The following is a 21,543-nucleotide window of genomic DNA, read 5'->3' on the forward strand; positions in this document are numbered from 1 at the left end:
TGGAAATTGCCGTTGCCAAGGCTGCCAAGCCGGCAAGCCTGGCACCGGTGGCCGCACTAACACCTAGAAAATGTCTGCGCGCGGCATTGCGCGGCAGCTGCGGATCTTCCGTGGATGACATAGCTGGTGTCCTTTGTTGAAAAGAGTAACACCGGCAAAATTTACAATAGGTTGCATTCTATTCAACTTCGCAGAACAGCGGTAGGGTCTACTGAAAAGGGAGTAGGCAACGGTATGGAACCGGGCGCAATGGCCACCGAAGAGGTTTATGAATCTCCCAGCGATCAGGGGACGCAAGACAAGAGCGAACATTGTAACCAAAGGTTGAGTAGGCGCAAGCTGCTCAAGACAGGACTGGTTCTCAAACCTTGGTTTGGGAAGTAAGCGGCGGCCTTCGATGTTAATTTTGGGGTCCGCTTATCCAAGGAGATTGCGATGCAGGTCACGAAATTCACTGTATACGTCATGGTCGGTTTCAACACATTGCTTGCTGGCTGGCTCGCCCTTTACATGCTCTACGATCCTGAAAGCTGGTACTATTTTATCCCCGGCGTGACTGATACAGGGATGTTCAACCAGCATTTCATTCGCGATATCGGCATTATCCAGGGCTTCATCGCTCTTGCCTTTGCCATTGGTGTGTGGAAGGCGAGCCGGCGGGTCGAGCTGTGGACAGGGGCGACGCTTTGGCTCATCGCACATGCCACCTTCCACCTCTGGGAAGTTGCCGTCGGTATCTGTTCCTCGTCCGTCATCTTGCGGGATTTTCCGGCGGTAAGCTTGCCGGCGATATTCGGGATCCTGGCGACGCTCTGGGCAGTTCAACAGACCGCCGGCTCCGCGAACCGGCAGGGAGCTGCAAGCGTGCGAGCTTAGACTAAGGAAGAGGTCTCTCCGATATTGAAAGGGAGGCGCTGGTGGCGCCTCCCTTTTTCGTTTTCTAACCTCCGTAAATGCGGAAATGCTGCCGGCCTTTGGCGCGCTGTTATCCGCCGCCTTCTTGGGCTGCAATCAGCGACCGGAAAAGCCAGTCGTGGAACGTCAGACTTCCGGCCAGAGCGTTGGCGCCCGGCAGAAGCGTCGCGTTCGCAAGCCCGACACCGAAGTATGGCGCATCTGGATCGATTGCGATCGACCGCGTGTCCTCGGTCACCGTCAGTATCTCGCGTGCCAACTGGTCCAGCGGGACGGCTTCCGGGCCGGCGATTTCAACGATGTCATTATGGGGCAAGCCGATTGCGATCTGGGATATCAGGGTTGAAGCCTCATCGGCCGCGATCGGCCTCACCAGTGCTGGCGACAGCCGAAATCCATCGCCCTCGGCTGCCGAATTGATGATCCCGTTGAAGAACTCGAAGAACTGCGCGGATCGGACGATCGTATAGGGCAGGCCGGAAGCCCTTATGAGGTTTTCCTGCACCAGCTTTGCACGGAAGTAGTCGTTTTCGACGAGGCGATCCGCCGCGACGACCGACAGTGCGAGGTAGTGTCCAACGCCTGCCTGTTTTGCCGCCATCAGCAGATTCTTCCCCGCCTGCTTGAAGAAGTCGAGCGCGTCGGAATCTCCGAACGAGCCGGAATTCGTAACGTCGATCACTACGTCCGTATCGGCAAGCGCCGCCTGCAACCCTTCGCCGGTATAGGCATTGACGCCCGTCTTGGTCGAAGCTCCGCTGACAGACTGACCACCTCGTTCCAGTTCTCGAACGATCTTGGATCCCATCATCCCGCTCGCGCCAACCACCGTAATTTTCATCTCACGTCTCCGGGATTTGCCTGACTTCTTGAAAGGATAGCCGTTTCAGGGATCGGATCGATAAAACGAAGTTTTGGGTTGACCCGAACTAGGGATGGCGCGATCGGCCACGCCCGATATTCGGAGGATCAATAAAACCAGAGTTTGGCAAACCAAGGTTAGGGATGCCAGGCGCTGCATCGGCCGGTATCTGAGCATTCGTGAGCCGTGTTAACCGGACACGATGGAGATGATGAACGCAGGCATTTTTCCGGCTTCTTCCTGCGGCCAACGAATTGGCAGTCGAGCGTCCAACCCATCCGGCTTACGTCGTCGAGCAGGCAAGGCCGGCAGCGTCTGCTGCCGGTCTTGTTCGTACTTTGAGGACTAAGGAGGAACGAGCTGGTCTGGCCGGCGGTAGTAAACCAAGGTGTACCGTCCACTGGCATCTGGTCCGTGTTATCTGTTCGACATCTGAGGAAGCAGGCGTTGGCTTTCGGGCGCCAGCAAAGCATGGAGCGGGGAGGCGGCAGCTTATTCGGTTGTTGGACAATCTCCCAGGCACCAAAGAGGTAATTCGATGCAAAACGCTCAGGTAAAGACGGACAAGAGCGCCGAGCCGATCATTTACGTAATCGATGATGATGCAGAGATGCGCAGCGCCCTTCTGGACCTTTTTACGGTAACCAATAAGCGCGCGTCGGCCTTTCCAAGCGGATTGGAGTTTCTCAAGTGGGCAGATGTAAACGCGGCCGGCTGCATTGTCGTGGATCTACGGATGCCGGGTGGCACGGGCCTCGACCTTCAAAGTCAGCTTCTGGCCTTGGGCTGCAAGCTGCCGCTTATATTCCTGACGGCCCACGCGGACGTTTCAACGAGCGTTAAGGCGATGAAGGCCGGCGCCACTGATTTCATCACGAAGCCATTCGTCAATCAGGTTCTCCTCGATGCTGTCGATCATGCGATCAAGGTGGACGACGAACGTCGCAAGTCGAATGAGGAACTAAAACGCGTTCAGACGCTCGCGAACAGCCTGACCCCGAGGGAGCAGGAGGTCATGCATGCGGTGGCAAGTGGTTTGATGAACAAGCAGGTCGCCTATCAGCTTGGCATCAGCGAAATGACAGTCAAGCTTCACCGGATGAGCCTCATGCGCAAGATGCAGTGCCGTTCCCTGGCGGATCTGGTCCGCAAGGTCGAGCAGCTTCAGCGGGGCTAAAAACCGCCGGACGCTGTGGTCAAAGCGATCGGCATTCCAAGGAAGACCGCCTCGCTGTAGCTCGTTCAATCAGGCATTCCCGCTGGATTCTTGTTCGGCCGGCCGTCAGCCGATCCCCAACGTATGTTTGGGTATGAGTCCAAAGATAATCGCTTAGGCTTGAGTCCTGGCCGCTGGCAACGCAGCCAATCATTCCATAATGGATCCAGAACCGAAGCGATGATGCAACCTGTTAATTTTGCAAGGGAATTGCGGGAATTCTTCAGGTCCATGGATTCTGTGACTGCTGCTGTAACGCTTGGTTTGGGCAAAACTCGCCTGAATTAGCAGGCCCCGTCGCCTCGCTCCCGAAGCGTGGCGTTCTTCGAATCCTCTAGTAGAGCAAAAGGAGCACATCATGAAAATTGTTGTCATCGGCGGGACAGGCCTTATCGGTACAAAGCTCGTCAAACGCCTCCAGGCGAAGGGCCACGAGGCTATTGCCGCATCTCCCGCATCTGGCGTCAATACGATCACGGGCGAGGGCCTTGCGGACGTTCTCAAGGGAGCGCAGGTCGTTGTCGATCTCTCGAATTCCCCCTCGTTCGAGGATAAGGCGGTAATGGACTTTTTCCAGACAGCGGGCCGGAATATTGCGTCCGCTGAAGCGGCGGCCGGAGTGAAGCACCATGTCGCTCTGTCCGTCGTCGGCACCGAACGTCTTCCAGACAGCGGCTATATGCGCGCCAAGCTTGCCCAGGAGAAGATCATCAAAGAATCTGGGATTCCTTATTCCCTGGTTCACTCGACGCAATTTTTCGAATTCATGTTCGCCATCGCCCAGTCCGGCGTGCAGGGTGACAAGGTTCACCTTTCACCGGCCATGATGCAGCCGATCTTCTCGGATGATGTTGCTGACGCACTCGTCGACGTCGTTCTCGGAAATCCGCTGAATGCTACGATCGAGATCGCCGGTCCGGAGCCGATCAAGATTGCGGACGCCGTCACCCGCTACATGCGGCAGATCGGCGACAAGCGCGATGTCGTCGCCGATGACCAGACCCGTTACTTCGGTGCCCTCCTCAAAGAAGGCTCCCTTATGCCTGGCAGCCAGGCACGGATCGGCAAGACGCGGTACTCCGAGTGGGTCAAGACGGCGACGCCGCCTCCGGGTCACTGATCGGGCATTGAAATCCGCATAGAAATAGTCAAAGCCCCGAAAGGGGCTTTGATCATTTTGCGTCTGTTTGTCATGCCGATATCCGCGGATAAAGTCGATCTGCGGTTCAAACCTGCTCAGTCCGGCCTGCACTGTCCGGGAGGGAGGCGCCTTGCCGGCGCCTCCCGAAATCATCAGGCTTTGAAGAAGCTCAGCAGATCCGCATTGACGATGTCGGCGTGCGTCGTCGCCATGCCATGCGGCAGACCCTTGTAGATCTTCAGCGTCGCATTCTTCAGCAACTTTGCGGAAAGCGGCGCGGAATCGGCGACCGGGACAATCTGGTCATCGTCGCCGTGCATAACGAGAGTCGGAACCTCAATCGACTTGAGGTCGTCGGTAAAGTCTGTTTCCGAAAATGCCTTAATGCCATCGTAATGGGGCTTGGTGCCGCCGGCCATGCCCTGACGCCACCAATTCTGGACAATCGCCTGCGATACTTGTGCGCCCGGGCGATTGAAGCCATAGAACGGGCCACTGGCCAGGTCGATGTAGAATTGCGACCTGTTAGCCGCCAGTGCAGCGCGTAGACCGTCAAAAACTTCGATCGGCAGACCGCCCGGATTGGCCGGGGTCTTGACCATGATCGGCGGGACGGCGCCGATGAGGACGAGCTTGGCGACCCGACCTTTGCCGTGCCGCGCGACATAATGCGTTGCCTCGCCGCCGCCGGTCGAATGACCGACATGGATCGCGTCGCGAAGATCAAGGTGCTGGACGACCGCTGCGGCGTCTGCGGCGTAATGGTCCATATCGTGGCCGTCGCTGACCTGGCTGGAGCGGCCGTGACCTCGGCGGTCATGGGCGATGACGCGATAACCCTTGCCGAGGAAGAACAACATCTGGTTATCCCAGTCATCAGCGCTGAGCGGCCAGCCGTGATGGAAGACGATCGGCTGAGCGTCCTTCGGACCCCAATCCTTGTAAAAGATCTGAGTGCCGTCTTTCGTTGTGACGTATTGATTGCTCATAGCATGTTCTTCCTTCGATTTCTTTGGCTCGTCGGCCATTGCAGGTGAGGAAAGTTTCAATGTTGCGGCAGCGACCGCAAGTGTAATCGCTCCCGTCATCGTATCTCGGCGCGTTGGCCGAAATTGTTGCGGATCCACGTAAGTCTCCTTGTCTAGAAACACTTAATAAGCGTTGTGAAAGTTCCAGTTCTGAAAGCATATCGCCGTCGAGTCAGGCCGAGAAATTCTACATTCTATGGGGAGGATGGCGAGCTATACTTCAGTTTCATCTACGATAGTCTGTCGGCTTGAATGGCGGGGCTTGCGCGCATGGCGGTTTGAGGGCCGACGTTTGCGGCACCGTAGACCTGCCGATGTTCCGGTTAAACCTAAACGGACGTTTGATCGTCCGTCCGGTGCTCTTCGATTATGAACGAGGAGGGGGCGCCACAGACGGCAGATTCATCGCAAGCCATTGTTATATCTCGCAGACCAGTGCCCCGTCGCGTTGCTAGACGGAGAAACCCATGCAGCATGTCCTCATTGCCGATGACGATCACTCTGCACGCAGTCTCATCAGTGAATACCTTGTGCAGCAGGCGTTTCGTGTTACCGCCGTAGGCAGTGGTGATGACCTGCAGAATGTGCTCTCGACGGAGATGGTCGATGCCTTCGTCATCGATCTGAACCTTAAGGGGGAGGACGCCCTGGAGATCGTGCGCCAACTGTCGATCCTTTCGGCGCCGGTCATCATCACCAGCGCTGACCGGGTCGAGGAAGCCGACAAGGTTCTGGGATTCGAACTCGGCGCAAGCGACTACATCGTCAAGCCGTTCGGTCTGCGGGAGTTCCTCGCACGGCTTAAGGCAGCCATGCGGGTGAGGTCCCCGCCTGAGGCCGACCGCGGACGCCGTATCTATCTGTTTGGCGACTGGACGCTTTCCTTGCGTCAGCGGGCGCTTACGCGGCTGGACATTGGCGAAACGAAGCTGACTGCGGCTGAATTCAATCTTCTGGTCGCGTTTCTGAACGCGCCGAGACAGGTATTGTCCCGTGAGCGGTTGCTTGCAGCAAGCCGCGTCCATTCGGAAGAGGTCTTCGACCGAAGCATCGATGCACTGGTTCTGCGCCTGCGGCGCAAGCTCGAAACGGAACCGTCAAAACCGAGCCTGATCAAGACGGCACGTGGAACCGGCTATATTCTGGATTGCGATGTGATGGTGGATGAGCGCCCGAGGCTCAAACGATGAGTCTGGACCCTTGCCGCCTGTCAGCGCCTAGCAGCATAGTGACGGTTGGCTCTGCGGTCCCGGGCGAGATGATCGGGATCAGCGCTCTGCAGCGGAGGCTATGAATTCCATCAGGTCCTTGGAATTCAGCGGTTTTTCCATGAAGGCGGCCGCGCCTGATGATCTTGCCGCTGCTTCGGTGCGGTTGTCGGCAAAAGACGTCATAATACACACCGGCGGACCGCCCTCCCGAACCACGGCGCAAAGCAGGTCAAGTCCACTGGTTCCGGACATCCTCATATCCGTCAGTACACAATGCACGCGATGCATGTCGCCGGAATTGAGGAAGGCGTCCGCGGACGTATAGGTCCGACTTTCAACCCCCGTCGTTTCGAACAGATCCTTCAGCGATTCCAGCAGAAACGGATCGTCATCAATGATTGCGATCGTCGTTTTTTGCGCGGACTGCATAAGACCTCTGACAATATTGAGCCAGTTCACCCGACATTTCGAGGCATTGGCGATGCCTTATGACTCGCTGACATCAAGAGAAGCAAAACCACATCGTCTTTCAGATGTGCACCGATCTATTCGCCGGCTCCTGGCCTCGTTGATGCCACTGGAGGCACGAGCGACGGCCTCTTTCCGCGTGAGACAGCGCCAAGTCTGCATCCTATGGTAACGCATAACAGCCGCATTTCAACTAAACGGAAGTTTGCCTCACGCGAGAGATCCGACCCAGCCTGCTCAATCAAAGATTCTCATGCCGCGGTCCTTTGAAGATCTTGAAGTCTGCTCCGATCTCGGCTGGGTTTTCAACTGTGATGGTGGCGTCGATAAATATTGCCCGGACCGATTGGCGATAGCCCGAGGGTTGGCACGTTAAGGCTGGCGAACAACAGATGGCAGGTTTGGTGTCAAGCCAACCTTTGTTTTAGTGGTCGGGCAGCCGGATCATGCTTAGCTTCTAGAAGGTCGATTTTCTGGAGATTCACGACGCTCCCAGCTGGCTTCCCGAGGGGGCGACGAGCATAGTTCCACAGGAGCGCGAGCTCAAAACCAGTCTCTTCGCGAACACCCCGGTCGCTGTATTCCAGGCGGCGGCGGTGGGTGTGTTTCTCAGTACTTTTTATCGATGAGAGAACCGGATGCCGCAGGAAATCATTTTGTTTGCCGTCTTGCTGAACGCCTTGGGCATAGCTGGCATCGTCGTGTGGCATCTGCAGGGGCGCTCCCGGCCAAACGCGCGCCTCATTGCCCAGATCGCCTTCTTCGTCGCCATGACGATCGTTTTGATGCTCGGAAGGATTATCCCGTTTCGCTTTGACCCGCCGCATCTGGAAGGCGTGAGCGTCCTCTTTGTCTCTGCCAAAATCCTCTGGTGGGTTCACCTCTCCTGGGCCGTCATCGGGTTCCTGCGCATCTACATCGTGCTGGACGGCCGGCCGAGGGAGGCAAGGCTCATTCAGGACCTGTTGATCGCGGTCGTTTATCTCGGTGTTGCCCTGTCGGTAATGGCTTTCGTCTTCGGGGTTCCGATCGGCACGTTGCTCGCAACATCAGGCGTCATTGCCGTCATCCTCGGTCTTGCATTGCAGAACACATTGGGAGACGTGTTCTCGGGGATCGCCCTGACACTGGGGCGTCCCTATGTCATCGGTGATTGGATCTTGCTCAGCGACGGCACGGAAGGGCGGGTTGTCGCCAGCGACTGGCGCTCGACGCATCTGTTGACGGCTGCTCACAATATCGTCGTCCTGCCGAACAGCGTGCTTGCCAAACTCGGGCTGACCAATATCAGCCGGCCGGATGAGAACCACCTGATCACTCTGTCGGTCCGGATTGTCCCGACACATATGCCACACATGATCCTCGGCGTCATGCAGACGGTGCTGGATAGCTGCAATTCCATCATCAAAGATCCGCCGCCGGCCGTTTCGCTTGTCGGCATAGATGCCAGCGCGGTTGGTATCGAACTCTATTTCCAAGTAACCAGCCCGCTGCAGCGAGGCATCGCCCGCAGTGAGGTGATCGACCTCGTGTACCGACACTGCAAGTCCAGCGGACTTCAACTGGCGATGCCGCTCAGCAAGGTCATCATGGCGAGTGAGCCCCTCGCAGAGAATTCGCTGGCTTCCGGTGCAAGTCCTGCGCAAAGTCTGATCGAAGCGATCCCCGTCTTCTCGGGGCTCACAGCCGATGAAATAATCGCACTTGCGGCATCCGCAGCCAAACGCACTTTTTCCCCCGGTGAGGAGATCGCGAAAGAGGGAGACACTCTTGCCAGCCTTATGATCGTCCGGGCAGGCATCGTTTCGATGCGGAGAGATGGCGAGGAGACGGCACGCCTGGCGCCGGGCGATTTTTTTGGCGAAGGGGGGTTCCTTGCGGGAATTGGCGAGAGCCATGCCCTGCAGGCGGTAACACGGGTGACCGTCTATGAGATCGGCAAGGAAGCCTTTGCACCGCTCCTGAACGATCGTCCTGAACTCGCGGAGGACCTGGCCGCAAATCTCGCGCATCGAGAGGCATTGAGCGAGAACGCCGGCAATCATGCCATGCATCATGATCGCCGGCGGTCCTACCTTCTGCAGGCCATTCGATCGGTATTCCGTAACCATGCGCATGCGTGACCCCAGTGCTGCCGCACTCGATTGTCCGGGCGTTGCTATCTGCGTGCAGACTAAATTATCTGCAGCGGAGTGAGGCGAGATGGGCAATTTGCTGAGCGAAACTGCGGGACTGATCGCATTTGTGCGAACCGTGGAAACGGGGTCTTTCAGCGCTGCCGCGCGCAGCCTGCAGACAACGCCATCAGGGGTATCGAAAAGCGTTTCACGGCTGGAAAGCCTGCTGGGGTTGAAGCTCTTTCGTCGCTCGACACGCATCCTGACGCTGACGCCCGATGGTGAGACCTTCTTCGGAAACATTGCGCCGCTTCTTCGGCAGATCGAAGAATCTTCGGACGTCTTGCAGACGGATCGCGGCGCGACCGGCCATTTGCGCATAAGCCTCCCAAGCGAGCTTGCGAGGCTACTCATGCCGCCCATCTTCACGCGCTTCCTGCCACAGCATCCCGGCATAACGCTCGATCTCGGGACGACGGATCGGCACGTGGACCTGATCCGTGAAAAATACGATATTGCATTTCGCGTCGGCAAAGTCGCGGGAAGCGACCTGATGACGCGGACGCTTGTGCATCTGGAGATGGCGCTGGTCGCATCTCCCGCCTTTATCGAAACATGGGGATGGGTGAGCTCGGTGGAGAGGCTGCGCGAAGTTCCCTTCGCGCGATATGCGATCGACGGTCATCCCTATCCCATTCGTTTTGCCGACGGCGTGACAATGATACCGACGGGCCAGGTGGATCTCGATACGGCGACGGCGATCCGCGTTGCGGCATTGAGCGGACTGGGCGTCGCTTACCTGATGAAATGCATCGTCCAGGAAGAGCTCGATCGAGGGGAACTAGTCCAGCTCCTGCCTGACCTCGAGCTGGAGACCATGCCCTTCCAGGCTGTCCACGCTTTCGGTCGGATGCCCACTTACCGCCTGCGTCTCTTTTCGGATTTCATCGAAACCGAAATGCACAAACATGTATCGCGATGAGCAGTCTCCCGAGACCGCAGCAGGCGCAACAGCCTCGGCCCCCAACCGATGTTTAGCTACCGCTTTTTCTAGTCCTTGCTACTCGTTTTATGACCGAGTGCAGGCGATTGCCTCGGCGGTCTGCCCCAGTCAGAAATTCGAAGGACGAGGATGATATGACGCAAAGATTGAACTATGCCCACCTTTCGCCGGAGCTCGTTAAGAAGCTCACGGCGTTCACCATGGAGCTGAAAGAGAGCTCCATCGAGCAGACAATCAGGGACTTGGTCGAAATCCGGGCGTCCCAGATCAATGGCTGCAGCTTCTGCGTGGATATGCACTCCAAGGAAGCAAAGATCCATGGCGAGCGGGAACTCAGGCTCTATCACGTCGCCGCCTGGCGTGAATCGACGCTGTTCAGCCCCCGCGAGCGGGCAGCACTTGCCTGGACGGAGGCAGTCACCAAGCTCTCCGACACCGGCGTTCCGGACGAACTCTACGAGAAGGTTCGCGGCCAGCTTTCCGAGAAGGAAGTGTCCGACCTCACCTTCCAGATCATGGCCATCAATGCATGGAACCGGATTAGCGTTGCGGTCAAGGCAGTGCCGGGTTCGGCGGACAAGCTCTACGGCCTGGACAAGGCCGGACTGGCATAATAACCGGTCGACCGATATAGCGGCCGCATGAGAATGCGGCCGCTGCGGAAGCGATCCCATGTGGCTGCTGCAGGCGTCTTTGGCTGCTACAGGCGAAAATATCAGCCAGTGATCAGATCATTATATTCGGGATGCTTTGCGGCATAATGCGCCATGAACTCACATTGCGGAACGACCTTCTGGCCGTTTTTCCTGATCAGCGCGAACACCCCGTCAGCGAGCTTCGTTCCGATTCCAGCGCCAGAATATTCGAACGGTACCTCGGTGTGGGTAAGGACGATCTTGTCGCCCTCCATCCTGTAGTAGGCTATGGCCATCGCATCAGTGTTGATCGGCAGCTCGTAGCGCTGCATCCGGCTGTTGTTCTGAACAAGAAGCGGCAAGGTCATTCTCCATTCCATCATCACCCCAGCCTTCTTTCATCTCGCTGTTTCGTCAACGCAAACGATCGTTGAGCCAACCGATCGCTGCCTTATTGAAAAGCAACTATCCGTCGCTGCGGCTGCAGATCCGACGGTCGGAGCGGTGTCGAAACGGGGGCCGCACATTTTGATTTCAATTGTAACGCAGGGCTCCAGTTCGCCGTTTTAGCAAGGTCCAGATAAGCCCAGCAGCCTTTCCTGACTGCGTCAGCCCAGCCGGAAAGGGATATTACATCGATGAGAATAGGATCTGATAATTCAGTTTATGACCTCTTTGTGCCGAAGGCCCGAAAGGCACCTTCCGTCAACGACGAGAATATCGATTTTTCGCCTCGAAAGACAACGGAGGAAGCATCGCTTCCGAGCGAGGAGGAGCGTATTGCGCAATTCTACGACGGGCTGGCCAGTTCGCAGATGCGATGGGCGGATATCAATAAGGACGGTAAGGTCACCAGGGACGAATATCTGGCCGGCCAGGCACGCCTCGCCGATCAGAAGGGATACGCTTATGACGCCATCGGCAGCGAAGACCGTTGGTCGATCATCGATCCGAGCAACAAGGGTTATGTCGATGAAGCTGAAATGCGCGAAGGCATGACCAAGCTATTCAAAGTCAAGATCGGACATTTGCCTCCCGGTTATCGACTCCCTAATAGCTGAGACTGTTGAAAGACCCTGACGTCGGGGATTCTACCGTCGCGACGCGAGTGCTGCGCGACGGTCGTTATCATGCAGAACGCTTGGAGGCAGACGTTCTATGATACGGTGGCGCGATGCTCGAAACGCATGACACGGAAGTTCTTTTCCAATGATGCGGCAATCTGATCCGCGCCTGGAACGCCTCGAGCGGATTCCCACCTGATCTCGTAGGTCAGCTCGCGATGCCCGTTATTACTGTCTGTGAGCCCTGTAAACCTTGCTTCGGAGAGCTCGATAACCGTTGCCTTCAGATCCGGGATACCGGCGTCAACCGGAAGTGTGATTGCCACCATGCCGTTCTGTTGACCTGATATCCATCGGTCTACCTGCTTCAGCGGGGAAAGGATCAGGACGGCGAGAATAGTTACGATGGCGCCGACAACGATCTGTCCACCCCCGAAGCAGAGGCCGATCGCCGTGATCAGCCAGAGCGTAGCCGCCGTGGTTACGCCGGTGGTGATGTCGCCCCTTTTAAGGATTGCCCCGCCGCCGATGAAGCCCACGCCGGTGAGGACGCCGAGCGGGAAACGCAATATATCCATCGATCCGTTCGTGCTCTGGCTCGTTGCCAGAAGGATATTTGCCTGGATCATCGAGAGACATGCCGCCAATCCGACGAGAATGGTCGTGCGCAACCCCGCAACATGTCCTCCTCGCTCCCTGTCGAGGCCGATGAATGCGCCGGCGATGATCGTTGCCGTCAGGCGGATTGCGATGTCCGCCCAATTCGGCGTGATCGGCATCAGGTCGATCAAATCCAATTCCATGCTCCCCTCGTTACGGACAAGCGGCTCTTTCGGTGAAATGGAACCCTCGCCCTATACCGAGATGGCTCCCGAAGCCGGATCGCTGCCGATCGCTTAGTGCGGAAGCTAGAGCGCAGCCGGCAAGCCGGCTAGTGGGCCGGCCAGTAGGGTAGTAAAACCGGTCACGAAATCGGCGGGTGCAGAATCTGGCTCAGTCCGCCGAGACCTGACGGCGCAGGCTTCCGGCCGAATGGCGGATGACATCGGAAATCTGCAGGAGTTGTTTGACCAGCGGCGTCGAATTGCGCCAGATAATCCCGATCGTTCGCAAGGGTTGCGGCGTACGGAACCGGGAGACGGAAACATCCGCAGAGCGCGTCTCCACCGGCACCGCCATTTCGGGGATCAGGGTTACGCCAATGCCGGCGCTGACCATCTGCACCAGCGTGGAAAGTGAGCTCCCCTCCATAATCTCCCGCGGACGTGTCGATTCTATGCCGCAGAAGGACAGGGCCTGATCGCGAAAGCAGTGCCCTTCCTCCAGGAGAAGTAAGCGCATTTCGCGCAGGGCCTCAGGCTCCGGCACCGGCTTACCTTCGTCCTCGCGTCGCCGGACCAGCAGGAATTCCTCTTCAAACAACTTGATTTCTGTGAGTGATGGCGCCGATATCGGCAATGCGACTACCGCCAGATCCAGTTCGCCCTGTGCCACTTCGTGCACGAGCTTGGCCGTCAGCGTTTCACGTACCTGAATTTCAATATTGTCGAAGGTTCTGTTCAGGTCGCTGATGATCGCCGGAAGCAGATAAGGAGCGACGGTCGGAATGATTCCGATTCTCAGCCGTGTCAGCAACTTGTCTTGCGAAGAGCGGGCGAGATCACCGAGCTCGTCCACGGCGCGTAGAATGTCGCGAACCCTGAGCGCAAACAGCTGTCCGAAGGCCGTTAGCCTCACTTCCCGCGCACCGCGTTCGAAGAGATCTCCACCGAGTTCCCCCTCGAGCTCCTTGATCTGCATGGATAAGGCGGGCTGCGAAATCGCACAGGCATCGGCCGCATGCCGGAAGCGGCCATGACGCGCCAAGGCTTCAAAATAACGGAGCTGTTTGAGCGTAACATTGGTCATAAGGCGAACTTATCGCGGCCATCAGTAAATCCAACTTAAAATTATCATATGCTTCCGATAAAAAGGCAGGAGAGGGAGGATGTGTGCACCCCGATCGAACCGGACGAGTGTAGGCACGCAATCAGGCCCGATAGTTTAACGGACAAGGCGACTGTTGAACGGTCGCCTGGAGCAACAGGAGAAAACTATGGACCAGAAACCTGAAAATGCGGGCAAATGTCCGGTTGACCACTCGGGAGCACGTGGCAGAGGCAATCGTGACTGGTGGCCGAACCAGCTCGACCTGCAGGTGCTGCATCATCATTCCGACCTTTCGGATCCGATGGGGAAGGATTTCAACTATGCCGAAGAGTTCAAGAAGCTCGACCTCGATGCGGTGAAGAGAGATCTGCACGCGCTGATGACGGATTCGCAGGACTGGTGGCCGGCTGACTTTGGTCACTACGGCGGTCTCTTCATCCGCATGGCTTGGCACAGCGCCGGCACATACCGCATCACCGACGGCCGCGGCGGTGCCGGTCAGGGCCAGCAGCGCTTTGCGCCGCTCAACTCCTGGCCTGACAACGTCAACCTCGACAAGGCCCGCCGCCTGCTGTGGCCGATCAAGCAGAAATACGGCAACAGCATCTCCTGGGCCGACCTGCTGATCCTGACAGGCAACGTCGCGCTCGAATCCATGGGCTTCAAGACGTTCGGTTTCGCCGGCGGCCGCGCCGACGTCTGGGAACCGGAAGAGCTCTACTGGGGTCCGGAAGGCACTTGGCTCGGCGACGAGCGCTATAGCGGCGAACGGGAGCTTGCAGAGCCGCTCGGTGCCGTGCAGATGGGCCTCATCTATGTCAACCCGGAAGGCCCGAACGGCACTCCCGACCCGCTCGCGTCCGCGCGTGACATCCGCGAGACCTTCGCCCGCATGGCAATGAATGACGAAGAGACCGTCGCGCTGATTGCCGGCGGCCATACCTTTGGCAAGACCCATGGTGCGGGCGATCCGTCCTTTGTCGGTGTCGATCCGGAAGGTGGTGAGCTGGAAGCCCAGGGCCTGGGCTGGGCGAGCACCTTCAACAGCGGCGTCGGGCGCGATGCCATCGGCAGCGGTCTGGAAGTTACCTGGACCCAGACGCCGACGAAGTGGAGCAACTACTTCTTCGAAAACCTCTTCGGTTTCGAATGGGAGCTGACGACGAGCCCGGGCGGCGCCAAGCAGTGGGTCGCGAAGAACGCCGAAGCCACCATTCCGGACGCCTACGACCCTTCGAAAAAGCAACTGCCAACCATGTTGACCAGCGATCTGGCGCTGCGCTTCGATCCGATCTACGAGAAGATCTCGCGCCGCTTCATGGAAAACCCGGATCAGTTCGCCGACGCGTTCGCCCGGGCCTGGTTCAAGCTGACCCACCGCGATATGGGACCGAAGGTGCGCTACCTCGGCAAGGAAGTGCCGGCCGAAGACTTGATCTGGCAGGACGTCATCCCGGCCGTCGACCATCCGCTCGTGGACGACCAGGACATCGCCGGTCTCAAAGCCAAGGTCGCGGCCTCTGGTCTTTCGGTGCAGGAACTGGTCTCGACGGCCTGGGCTTCGGCCTCGACCTTCCGCGGCTCCGACAAGCGCGGCGGCGCCAACGGCGCGCGCATCCGCCTTGCTCCGCAGAAGGATTGGGAGGTCAACGAACCGGCGCAGCTCGCCAAGGTTCTGGGTGTTCTGGAAGGCATCCAGAAGGACTTCAATGCCGCGCAGACCGGCGGCAAGAAGATCTCGCTTGCCGATCTGATCGTGCTTGCCGGTGCGGCCGGCGTCGAGAAGGCGGCCAAGGCCGGCGGTCACGACATCGTCGTGCCGTTTACGCCGGGCCGCATGGATGCATCCGCAGAGCAGACTGACGTTGCGTCCTTCGCAGTTCTGGAGCCGCGCGTCGACGGTTTCCGCAACTATGTGAACAGCAAGCGCAAGCAGTTCATGAAGGCCGAGGAAGCGCTCGTCGACCGTGCCCAGCTCTTGACGCTGACTGCGCCTGAAATGACCGTGCTCGTCGGCGGTCTGCGCGTCCTGAACGTCGGCAAGCCCGAGCATGGCGTCTTTACAGCGCATCCGGAAACGCTGACCAACGACTTCTTCGTCAACCTGCTCGACATGGGCACCGTCTGGGCTCCCGTTGCAGGCAAGGATGGCGTCTACGAAGGGCGCGATCGCAAGACGAAGGAACTGAAATGGACCGGCACCCGCGTCGACCTGATCTTCGGCTCGCACTCGCAGCTTCGTGCTCTTGCTGAAGTCTACGGGCAGTCGGACGGCAAGGCGAAGTTCGTCAAGGATTTCGTTGCCGCCTGGAACAAGGTGATGAACGCTGATCGTTTCGATCTCGTCTGATTGGAAAGCTCTGTTTGGACGCGGCGGATGCCATCGCGTCCAAACGTCAGAGCGTCCTTTGCGCGTCCATCCGGACGCGCAAAGGACGCTCTCACTCTTGAATCTACGTCTTAAAATCCCCGAGAGTCGATTCCGGTTTCAGGTCGATGCCGTATTGGACGCGGGATTTTTCGTCCATTTCTACGTCGTCAGTTGCCGACCGCGCCGCGGGGCGCATGTTCAACGATCTCGCGGGCTGCGCCATAGTCGCGCTCGTGGGCCGAGCGAAAACGGTGTTCAGTGCGGCCGGTCAGATCACGGTAGTAGCGGTCGGTCATGCCGTCGGCATAGGTGCCGGTATCAGCGCCGAAGTCCTCGGTCGACGGATTGATCGAGAAAAATTTGAACATCTTCAGGGTCCTCCACAGCGTGCTATCAACACCCGGACGTGTCGTTCGGTTCCTTCCATGAGATGATTATAATGAAAAAATTAACCATGTTTAAACAAACGGCACGCGTTTGAGGCGCATGCCGTCTGATTGCTTAAGGTTATTATGCCTGATGCAGGAGCAGCGCCAGCAACTGCTGCAGCGATATGCCCCCAAGCAGCTGACCTTCCCGTGATATGACGGCGGCAGAGGAGACGTCGGCGCGAGACATTTCACGCAGGGCTCCTTCGATATCCATGTCTTCGAAAAGCTGCAGCTGGCTTTCGACCGAAATCTGCTTCGCGACGGCACCGATCCTGATCACCCGACCGCGATTGACCTCCTTGACGAAGGCGGCGATGTAATCATTGGCGGGGCTGAGGACGATCTCAGCCGCCGAACCCTGCTGGATGACTTCACCGTCACGCAGGATGGCGATTTTCTCCCCGAGCCGAAGAGCTTCGTCGAGATCGTGAGTGATGAAGACCACCGTTTTTTTCAGGTCTTTCTGCAGATCGAGGAGGACCGTCTGCATGTCGACGCGGATCAGCGGATCAAGCGCAGAATAGGCTTCATCCATCAGAAGGATTTCGGCATCATTGGTGAGCGCCCGCGCCAGGCCGACGCGCTGCTGCATACCGCCGGAGAGCTGGTTCGGATAGTGCCCGCCGAAGCCCTCCAGACCGACGCGCTTGATCCAGGCATTGGCCCGTTCCTCGCGCTCCGCCTTTGCGACCCCCTGGATTTCGAGACCGTAGACTGTGTTCTGCAGAACGTTGCGATGCGGCAGCAGGCCGAAACGCTGGAAAACCATGGCGGTCTTCCGGCGACGGAATTCGCGAAGCTGCAGGGTATCCATGCGGCAGACATCCGCACCGCCGTAGAGGACTTCGCCCGATGTGGGATCGATCAGCCGGTTGATGTGGCGGATCAGCGTCGACTTGCCGGAGCCGGAAAGACCCATGATGACCGTGATCTTGCCGCCGGGAATGGTGATGTTGATGTCTTTCAGCCCGAGCACATGACCATGCTCCTTATTGAGCTCGGTCTTTGACATGCCCTTGCTGACGGCTTCCACATAGTCGCGGCCGCGCGGGCCGAAGATCTTGAAGAGACTCCGGATCTCGATCGAATTGCTAGCCATGCACGATCTCCCGGTGCTTCTGTAGCCGCAGGCCATAGGCCTGGCTGATCCGGTCGAAGATGATGGCAATGCCGACGATTGCGAGACCGTTGAAGACGCCGAGGGTGAAATATTGGTTGGAAATGGCCTTGAGGACCGGCTGGCCAAGCCCTTGAACGCCGATCATGGAGGCAATGACCACCATGGCGAGCGCCATCATGATCGTCTGGTTGATACCGGCCATGATGGTCGGCAGCGCCAGCGGCAGCTGGACGTTGCGAAGCTTCTGCCAGCTCGACGAGCCGAAGGCATCGGCTGCCTCCAGGACATTCTCGTCCACCATGCGGATGCCGAGATTGGTGAGACGGATCATCGGCGGCAGGGCGTAGATAACGACGGCAATGACGCCAGGAACTCGACCGATGCCGAGAAGCATGACGACGGGGATGAGGTAGACGAAACTCGGCATGGTCTGCATGACGTCGAGGATCGGGTTGACGATCCTCTGCATCGCGTTCGACCGTGCCATCAGGATGCCGAGCGGCAGACCGATGACGATCGAAAGCACGGTACAGACGAAGATCATGGACACCGTCTTCATCGTATCCTGCCACATGTCGAAATAGCCGATGACAACGAGCGTCAGAACGCAGCCGACGACGACCTTCCAGCTGCGGCTGGCAAACCAGGCAATGGCGGCAAAAGCAATCAGAATGATTGGCCAGGGCGTGCCGGTCAGCAGCCGTTCTGCCCAGATGAGAAAACTTTGCAGCGGGCTGAAGGCTGCTTCGATGCTGTCGCCATAGGCCCGAGTGAAGGCGCGAAATCCTTCGTCGACGCTCTTCTTCAGTTCGCGCAGCACATCGTCGTTCATTGTCGGAAATTTCCAGAGCCAATCCATGCCGGTTCCCCAAAATAGATAATGGCGGCGGCCGATTGTTGTTTTGGCCGTCGCGCCGAAGGATTGTCTGGGCAGCGGCAAGGCTGCCCATGTCTGATTGATTAAAGCGACGCCTTGATCTTTTCGGCGGCTTCCGGCGAGACCCAGTCCTTCCAGAGGGGCTCATTATTCTTCAGGAAGTATTTGGCGCCGTCTTCGCCTGTTGCCTGGTTGTCTGTCATCCAGGCAATCAGCTTGTTGACGGTGTCGTTGGTCCATGCCCTCTTCTTCAGATAATCGATAGCGGGGCCGCCCCGGTCGGCAAATTTCTTGCTGATCAGCGTCTGCACGTCATCGGCAGGCCAGGCATTCGGTTTGGGATCAGGGCAATCGGCAACAGAGGTGCAGCGCTTCCATTCGGCGGCATCATATTCCGTGCCGTAGCCGAGCTTGACCATCTCATATTTGCCGAGCAGAGAAGTCGGTGCCCAATAATAACCGACCCAGGGCTGCTTGCTTTCATAGGCCTTGGCGATCGAACCGTCGAGGCCCGCCGCCGAACCGGTATCGACGAGCGTAAAGCCTGCTTTCTCGGCATTATAGGCTTTGAAGAGCTGTGTGGTGACGACGGTGCCGCCCCATCCCTGCGGGCCGTTGAAGACGGCGCCCTTGCTCTTATCTTCCGGAGCGGGGAAGAGCTCGGGATGTTTCAGAAGATCCGGAATGGTCTTGATGTCGGGGTGAGCCTCGGCGGTATATTTGGGGATCCACCAGCCCTGGATGGCGCCATCCGAGAGGATCTTGGCGCCCTCGACCACCTTGCCGCCTTCAAGGCCGCGCTTGACCAGTTCCGGCTGCAGGCTGACCCAGGCTTCGGGCGCAACGTCCGGCTCGCCCTTTTCGGCCATGGAAGTGAGCGTGGGGACGGTATCGCCGCTGACGATTTCTGCCGTGCAGCCATAACCTTCCTCAAGGATCATCTTGTCGAGGCTTGCAGCCACTTCTGCGGATTGCCAGTTCATGCTTGCGATTGTGATATTGCCGCAATCGGCGGCAAAAGCGCTTCCGCCCGCGAACATGGCGCCGGCTGTGAGAATGGTGGAGGCCAAAAGTACTTTCATTTTTTTGTTCCCTCTGGTCGCGGTGTATCCCTAACCGGGGCGCCGGCGCCACCGCGTACGCCGACCCTTGCATTGAGCCTGTTTTAAGACCGCAACGGCCATTCTGGTTGCGTCAAAAAATGGCGCATTAGAACCTTCTTTCAATGCTGTTTTAAATACGGCGTCGCTGACGGAACGATGGTGCGGCGTCATCACGTGGTGGTTGGTGCAATCGGGTCGTCATATCTTTCGGTTGATCGGCAAATTTCCCATCGCGATCACTGATGATGAGCGGCATCGCCCTTTGCCCCCAATGCCAACTCCCGCTCATAAAGCAGTTTTTCCACGGTTTCCAGGTGCTCGATGATACACTTGCAAGAAGTTGGATACTAATATATTACTTCCGCATCAATCAAAGGGAGGCGGTTCCCGGTGATTTCAAACATTCGATTTTCGGTTCTTGCCGGTAAAGGAACGCGATGAATTCGTCCTCTGGAATGATGCGTAAGAAGCGCTCCCTACAAGGGGTCACGTTGCTTTCGCACCAGAGGGCGGCGGCCCCGCGGGCGGCGACGCTCGTCTACAATGCGCTCCTAGACGATATCGTGTCGCTCCGCCGGAAACCTATGGAGCTTTTGAACGAGAAAGAGCTTGAGGCGCAGTTCGGTGTCAGCCGCACGCCGATCCGTGAAGCGATCATTCGTCTTGCAGATGACGGTCTCGTCGACGTCTTTCCGCAATCGGGCACGTTCGTTTCCCGTATCCCGCGCCGGGCGCTCTATGAAGCGATCCTCGTGCGCAAGGCGCTGGAAGACACCACGATTTCGATCGCGGTCGAGAAGATGACGCCGGCTGGCCTTAAGGCGCTGGAGCGCAATCTTGCCGATCTCGATGCCTGCCATAGGGAGGGCGACGTCGCGACCTTCCACATCATCGATAACAATTTTCACCAGCTGATCAGCACTATCGCCGGCTTCCCCGGCATCTGGGCGATTATCCAGCAAGTTAAGGTGCATAGCGATCGTTACCGTCTTCTGACGCTGCCGCAGCAGGGCCGACTTGCGCGCGTCATCGAAGAGCACGCCGCCGTCATCGATTGCATGCGCAGCGGTGACAAGGATGGGGCGAAGGCCGCTATGGAATTTCATCTCGGCAAGCTGCTGCACGAAGTCGAGAAGGCCGAGATGCTCGACCCAGCCTATTTCATTGAGGATGCCCCGCCGATGGCGGCATCTGTAGGAGAGAAGGATCATTCCAATGCAGATTGACGTACGACACGCCTCCCATCCTGAGGCGGTCCGCGGCTTCGATACTGAAGCATTGCGGCGTCATTTCCTGGTCGAGACGGTGTTTGTATCAGGTGAAATCAGGCTCACGTATTCCCACTACGACCGTATGGTCATCGGTGGTGCTGCGCCACTCGGCAAGGGGTTGGCGTTGACTGCACCGAAGGCGATCGGCCAGGATAGGTTTCTTGCAGAGCGCGAACTCGGCGTGTTGAATGTCGGTCATTCGGGCCGCGTGGTCGTTGATGGCAGGGCCTACGAACTGGCGAAGTATGACTGCCTCTATGTTGGCCGAAGCGCCGTCGATATCAGCTTTGAAAGCGGAGATGCCGGCAATCCGGCAAAATTCTACCTCGTCTCGACGCCGGCCCATGCAAGCCATCCGACCGTACTTCTGACACGTGACAAGGCGCGGCATCTGACGCCGGGCGAGGCGGCAACCGCCAACAAACGTTCGATCTACCAGTATATTCATCCGGAGGTCTGCCAGTCCTGCCAGCTGACCATGGGCTTCACTAGCTTGGAGACCGGGAGCATCTGGAACACCATGCCGAGCCATACGCATGACCGGCGCATGGAGGCCTATCTCTATTTCGACCTCGATGCCGACCAGCGTGTTTTCCATTTCATGGGCGAGCCGCAACAGACCCGCCATATGCTCGTTGCCAACGAACAGGCGATCATTTCGCCACCCTGGTCGATCCATTCGGGTGCAGGCACAAAGAATTACAGCTTCATCTGGGCAATGGCCGGCGACAACAAGAGCTTCACAGATATGGACCATATCGCTATTGGCGATCTGAGATGA

Annotated in this window: 21 protein-coding genes; 11 read left to right on the forward strand and 10 right to left on the reverse strand. The window is 57.9% G+C overall.

Annotation, left to right across the window (positions count from 1 at the left end):
* The first annotated feature begins 435 nt into the window (after positions 1-435).
* Positions 436-876 carry a hypothetical protein gene (locus EV281_RS27335; RefSeq protein WP_132657575.1) on the forward strand — a complete coding sequence of 147 codons (441 nt, stop codon included), beginning with the start codon at positions 436-438 and terminating at the stop codon, positions 874-876.
* A gap of 109 nt (positions 877-985) precedes the next feature.
* Here the strand turns inward: EV281_RS27335 and EV281_RS27340 are convergent, their stop codons facing one another.
* On the reverse strand, positions 986-1,756 hold the full coding sequence (locus EV281_RS27340) for an NmrA family NAD(P)-binding protein (protein ID WP_132657577.1): 771 nt from the start codon (positions 1,754-1,756) through the stop codon (positions 986-988).
* Between the two features lie 559 nt (positions 1,757-2,315).
* Between EV281_RS27340 and EV281_RS27345 the strand changes: the two genes are divergently transcribed.
* Both EV281_RS27345 and EV281_RS27350 read left to right on the forward strand, forming a co-directional pair.
* On the forward strand, positions 2,316-2,954 hold the full coding sequence (locus EV281_RS27345; protein ID WP_132657579.1) for a response regulator: 639 nt from the start codon (positions 2,316-2,318) through the stop codon (positions 2,952-2,954).
* 397 nt (positions 2,955-3,351) lie between these two features.
* A complete protein-coding gene (locus tag EV281_RS27350; RefSeq protein ID WP_132657581.1) occupies positions 3,352-4,113 on the forward strand; it encodes an SDR family oxidoreductase in 762 nt (253 codons plus the stop codon).
* A gap of 173 nt (positions 4,114-4,286) precedes the next feature.
* Here the strand turns inward: EV281_RS27350 and EV281_RS27355 are convergent, their stop codons facing one another.
* Complete coding sequence (locus tag EV281_RS27355) at positions 4,287-5,222, reverse strand: alpha/beta hydrolase (protein ID WP_132657582.1); 936 nt, start codon at positions 5,220-5,222, stop codon at positions 4,287-4,289.
* A gap of 407 nt (positions 5,223-5,629) precedes the next feature.
* On the opposite strand from EV281_RS27355, the gene EV281_RS27360 reads away from it, so the two are divergent.
* Entirely contained in the window at positions 5,630-6,352 is a 723-nt protein-coding gene (locus tag EV281_RS27360) for a winged helix-turn-helix domain-containing protein (protein ID WP_132657584.1), read from the forward strand.
* Positions 6,353-6,430: 78 nt separating this feature from the next.
* On the opposite strand, the gene EV281_RS27365 is transcribed toward EV281_RS27360, so the two are convergent.
* Positions 6,431-6,802 carry a response regulator gene (locus tag EV281_RS27365; protein ID WP_132657586.1) on the reverse strand — a complete coding sequence of 124 codons (372 nt, stop codon included), beginning with the start codon at positions 6,800-6,802 and terminating at the stop codon, positions 6,431-6,433.
* A 677-nt stretch (positions 6,803-7,479) separates the two neighbouring features.
* Between EV281_RS27365 and EV281_RS27370 the strand changes: the two genes are divergently transcribed.
* From EV281_RS27370 to EV281_RS27380, 3 genes are all read left to right on the forward strand, one after another.
* Positions 7,480-8,964, forward strand: a complete 1,485-nt coding sequence (locus tag EV281_RS27370; protein WP_132657588.1) for a mechanosensitive ion channel family protein — start codon at positions 7,480-7,482, stop codon at positions 8,962-8,964.
* A gap of 79 nt (positions 8,965-9,043) precedes the next feature.
* Positions 9,044-9,940, forward strand: a complete 897-nt coding sequence (locus tag EV281_RS27375) for a LysR family transcriptional regulator (RefSeq protein ID WP_132657589.1) — start codon at positions 9,044-9,046, stop codon at positions 9,938-9,940.
* A gap of 155 nt (positions 9,941-10,095) precedes the next feature.
* Positions 10,096-10,575, forward strand: a complete 480-nt coding sequence (locus EV281_RS27380) for a carboxymuconolactone decarboxylase family protein (RefSeq protein WP_132657591.1) — start codon at positions 10,096-10,098, stop codon at positions 10,573-10,575.
* A 101-nt stretch (positions 10,576-10,676) separates the two neighbouring features.
* Here the strand turns inward: EV281_RS27380 and EV281_RS27385 are convergent, their stop codons facing one another.
* Positions 10,677-10,964, reverse strand: a complete 288-nt coding sequence (locus tag EV281_RS27385) for a GNAT family N-acetyltransferase (RefSeq protein ID WP_245508377.1) — start codon at positions 10,962-10,964, stop codon at positions 10,677-10,679.
* Between the two features lie 270 nt (positions 10,965-11,234).
* On the opposite strand from EV281_RS27385, the gene EV281_RS27390 reads away from it, so the two are divergent.
* On the forward strand, positions 11,235-11,657 hold the full coding sequence (locus EV281_RS27390; RefSeq protein WP_132657593.1) for an EF-hand domain-containing protein: 423 nt from the start codon (positions 11,235-11,237) through the stop codon (positions 11,655-11,657).
* Positions 11,658-11,752: 95 nt separating this feature from the next.
* On the opposite strand, the gene EV281_RS27395 is transcribed toward EV281_RS27390, so the two are convergent.
* Complete coding sequence (locus EV281_RS27395) at positions 11,753-12,463, reverse strand: MgtC/SapB family protein (RefSeq protein ID WP_132657595.1); 711 nt, start codon at positions 12,461-12,463, stop codon at positions 11,753-11,755.
* Between the two features lie 190 nt (positions 12,464-12,653).
* Complete coding sequence (locus EV281_RS27400) at positions 12,654-13,568, reverse strand: hydrogen peroxide-inducible genes activator (RefSeq protein ID WP_132657597.1); 915 nt, start codon at positions 13,566-13,568, stop codon at positions 12,654-12,656.
* Between the two features lie 187 nt (positions 13,569-13,755).
* Here EV281_RS27400 and katG point away from each other — a divergent pair, with 187 nt between their 5' ends.
* Complete coding sequence (gene katG, locus EV281_RS27405; RefSeq protein WP_132657599.1) at positions 13,756-15,939, forward strand: catalase/peroxidase HPI; 2,184 nt, start codon at positions 13,756-13,758, stop codon at positions 15,937-15,939.
* Between the two features lie 188 nt (positions 15,940-16,127).
* On the opposite strand, the gene EV281_RS27410 is transcribed toward katG, so the two are convergent.
* The 4 genes from EV281_RS27410 to EV281_RS27425 form a co-directional block, all read right to left on the reverse strand.
* Complete coding sequence (locus tag EV281_RS27410; RefSeq protein ID WP_132657600.1) at positions 16,128-16,328, reverse strand: hypothetical protein; 201 nt, start codon at positions 16,326-16,328, stop codon at positions 16,128-16,130.
* A gap of 142 nt (positions 16,329-16,470) precedes the next feature.
* Positions 16,471-17,490 (reverse strand): glycine betaine/L-proline ABC transporter ATP-binding protein, encoded by a 1,020-nt coding sequence (locus EV281_RS27415; protein ID WP_132657602.1) that lies wholly within the window; start codon positions 17,488-17,490, stop codon positions 16,471-16,473.
* Positions 17,483-18,370 (reverse strand): proline/glycine betaine ABC transporter permease, encoded by an 888-nt coding sequence (locus tag EV281_RS27420; protein WP_132657604.1) that lies wholly within the window; start codon positions 18,368-18,370, stop codon positions 17,483-17,485. Before EV281_RS27420 ends, EV281_RS27415 begins: the two co-directional genes overlap by 8 nt.
* 101 nt (positions 18,371-18,471) lie before the next feature.
* Positions 18,472-19,470 carry an ABC transporter substrate-binding protein gene (locus tag EV281_RS27425; protein WP_132657606.1) on the reverse strand — a complete coding sequence of 333 codons (999 nt, stop codon included), beginning with the start codon at positions 19,468-19,470 and terminating at the stop codon, positions 18,472-18,474.
* A 458-nt stretch (positions 19,471-19,928) separates the two neighbouring features.
* Between EV281_RS27425 and EV281_RS27430 the strand changes: the two genes are divergently transcribed.
* Positions 19,929-20,717: a GntR family transcriptional regulator gene (locus EV281_RS27430; RefSeq protein WP_132657614.1), complete on the forward strand. Its 789-nt coding sequence runs from the start codon at positions 19,929-19,931 to the stop codon at positions 20,715-20,717.
* Positions 20,707-21,543: a 5-dehydro-4-deoxy-D-glucuronate isomerase gene (kduI, locus tag EV281_RS27435; protein WP_132657615.1), complete on the forward strand. Its 837-nt coding sequence runs from the start codon at positions 20,707-20,709 to the stop codon at positions 21,541-21,543. Before EV281_RS27430 ends, kduI begins: the two co-directional genes overlap by 11 nt.

Source organism: Rhizobium sp. BK418 (assembly GCF_004341105.1).
Lineage (GTDB): Bacteria > Pseudomonadota > Alphaproteobacteria > Rhizobiales > Rhizobiaceae > Rhizobium.

Coding starts and splice junctions, on each gene's coding strand:
- EV281_RS27335 (WP_132657575.1), top strand. CDS start 436: ATGCAGGTCACGAAATTCACTGTATACGTCATGGTCGGTTTCAACACA.
- EV281_RS27340 (WP_132657577.1), bottom strand. CDS start 1,756: ATGAAAATTACGGTGGTTGGCGCGAGCGGGATGATGGGATCCAAGATC.
- EV281_RS27345 (WP_132657579.1), top strand. CDS start 2,316: ATGCAAAACGCTCAGGTAAAGACGGACAAGAGCGCCGAGCCGATCATT.
- EV281_RS27350 (WP_132657581.1), top strand. CDS start 3,352: ATGAAAATTGTTGTCATCGGCGGGACAGGCCTTATCGGTACAAAGCTC.
- EV281_RS27355 (WP_132657582.1), bottom strand. CDS start 5,222: ATGACGGGAGCGATTACACTTGCGGTCGCTGCCGCAACATTGAAACTT.
- EV281_RS27360 (WP_132657584.1), top strand. CDS start 5,630: ATGCAGCATGTCCTCATTGCCGATGACGATCACTCTGCACGCAGTCTC.
- EV281_RS27365 (WP_132657586.1), bottom strand. CDS start 6,802: ATGCAGTCCGCGCAAAAAACGACGATCGCAATCATTGATGACGATCCG.
- EV281_RS27370 (WP_132657588.1), top strand. CDS start 7,480: ATGCCGCAGGAAATCATTTTGTTTGCCGTCTTGCTGAACGCCTTGGGC.
- EV281_RS27375 (WP_132657589.1), top strand. CDS start 9,044: ATGGGCAATTTGCTGAGCGAAACTGCGGGACTGATCGCATTTGTGCGA.
- EV281_RS27380 (WP_132657591.1), top strand. CDS start 10,096: ATGACGCAAAGATTGAACTATGCCCACCTTTCGCCGGAGCTCGTTAAG.
- EV281_RS27385 (WP_245508377.1), bottom strand. CDS start 10,964: ATGACCTTGCCGCTTCTTGTTCAGAACAACAGCCGGATGCAGCGCTAC.
- EV281_RS27390 (WP_132657593.1), top strand. CDS start 11,235: ATGAGAATAGGATCTGATAATTCAGTTTATGACCTCTTTGTGCCGAAG.
- EV281_RS27395 (WP_132657595.1), bottom strand. CDS start 12,463: ATGGAATTGGATTTGATCGACCTGATGCCGATCACGCCGAATTGGGCG.
- EV281_RS27400 (WP_132657597.1), bottom strand. CDS start 13,568: ATGACCAATGTTACGCTCAAACAGCTCCGTTATTTTGAAGCCTTGGCG.
- katG (WP_132657599.1), top strand. CDS start 13,756: ATGGACCAGAAACCTGAAAATGCGGGCAAATGTCCGGTTGACCACTCG.
- EV281_RS27410 (WP_132657600.1), bottom strand. CDS start 16,328: ATGTTCAAATTTTTCTCGATCAATCCGTCGACCGAGGACTTCGGCGCT.
- EV281_RS27415 (WP_132657602.1), bottom strand. CDS start 17,490: ATGGCTAGCAATTCGATCGAGATCCGGAGTCTCTTCAAGATCTTCGGC.
- EV281_RS27420 (WP_132657604.1), bottom strand. CDS start 18,370: ATGGATTGGCTCTGGAAATTTCCGACAATGAACGACGATGTGCTGCGC.
- EV281_RS27425 (WP_132657606.1), bottom strand. CDS start 19,470: ATGAAAGTACTTTTGGCCTCCACCATTCTCACAGCCGGCGCCATGTTC.
- EV281_RS27430 (WP_132657614.1), top strand. CDS start 19,929: ATGAATTCGTCCTCTGGAATGATGCGTAAGAAGCGCTCCCTACAAGGG.
- kduI (WP_132657615.1), top strand. CDS start 20,707: ATGCAGATTGACGTACGACACGCCTCCCATCCTGAGGCGGTCCGCGGC.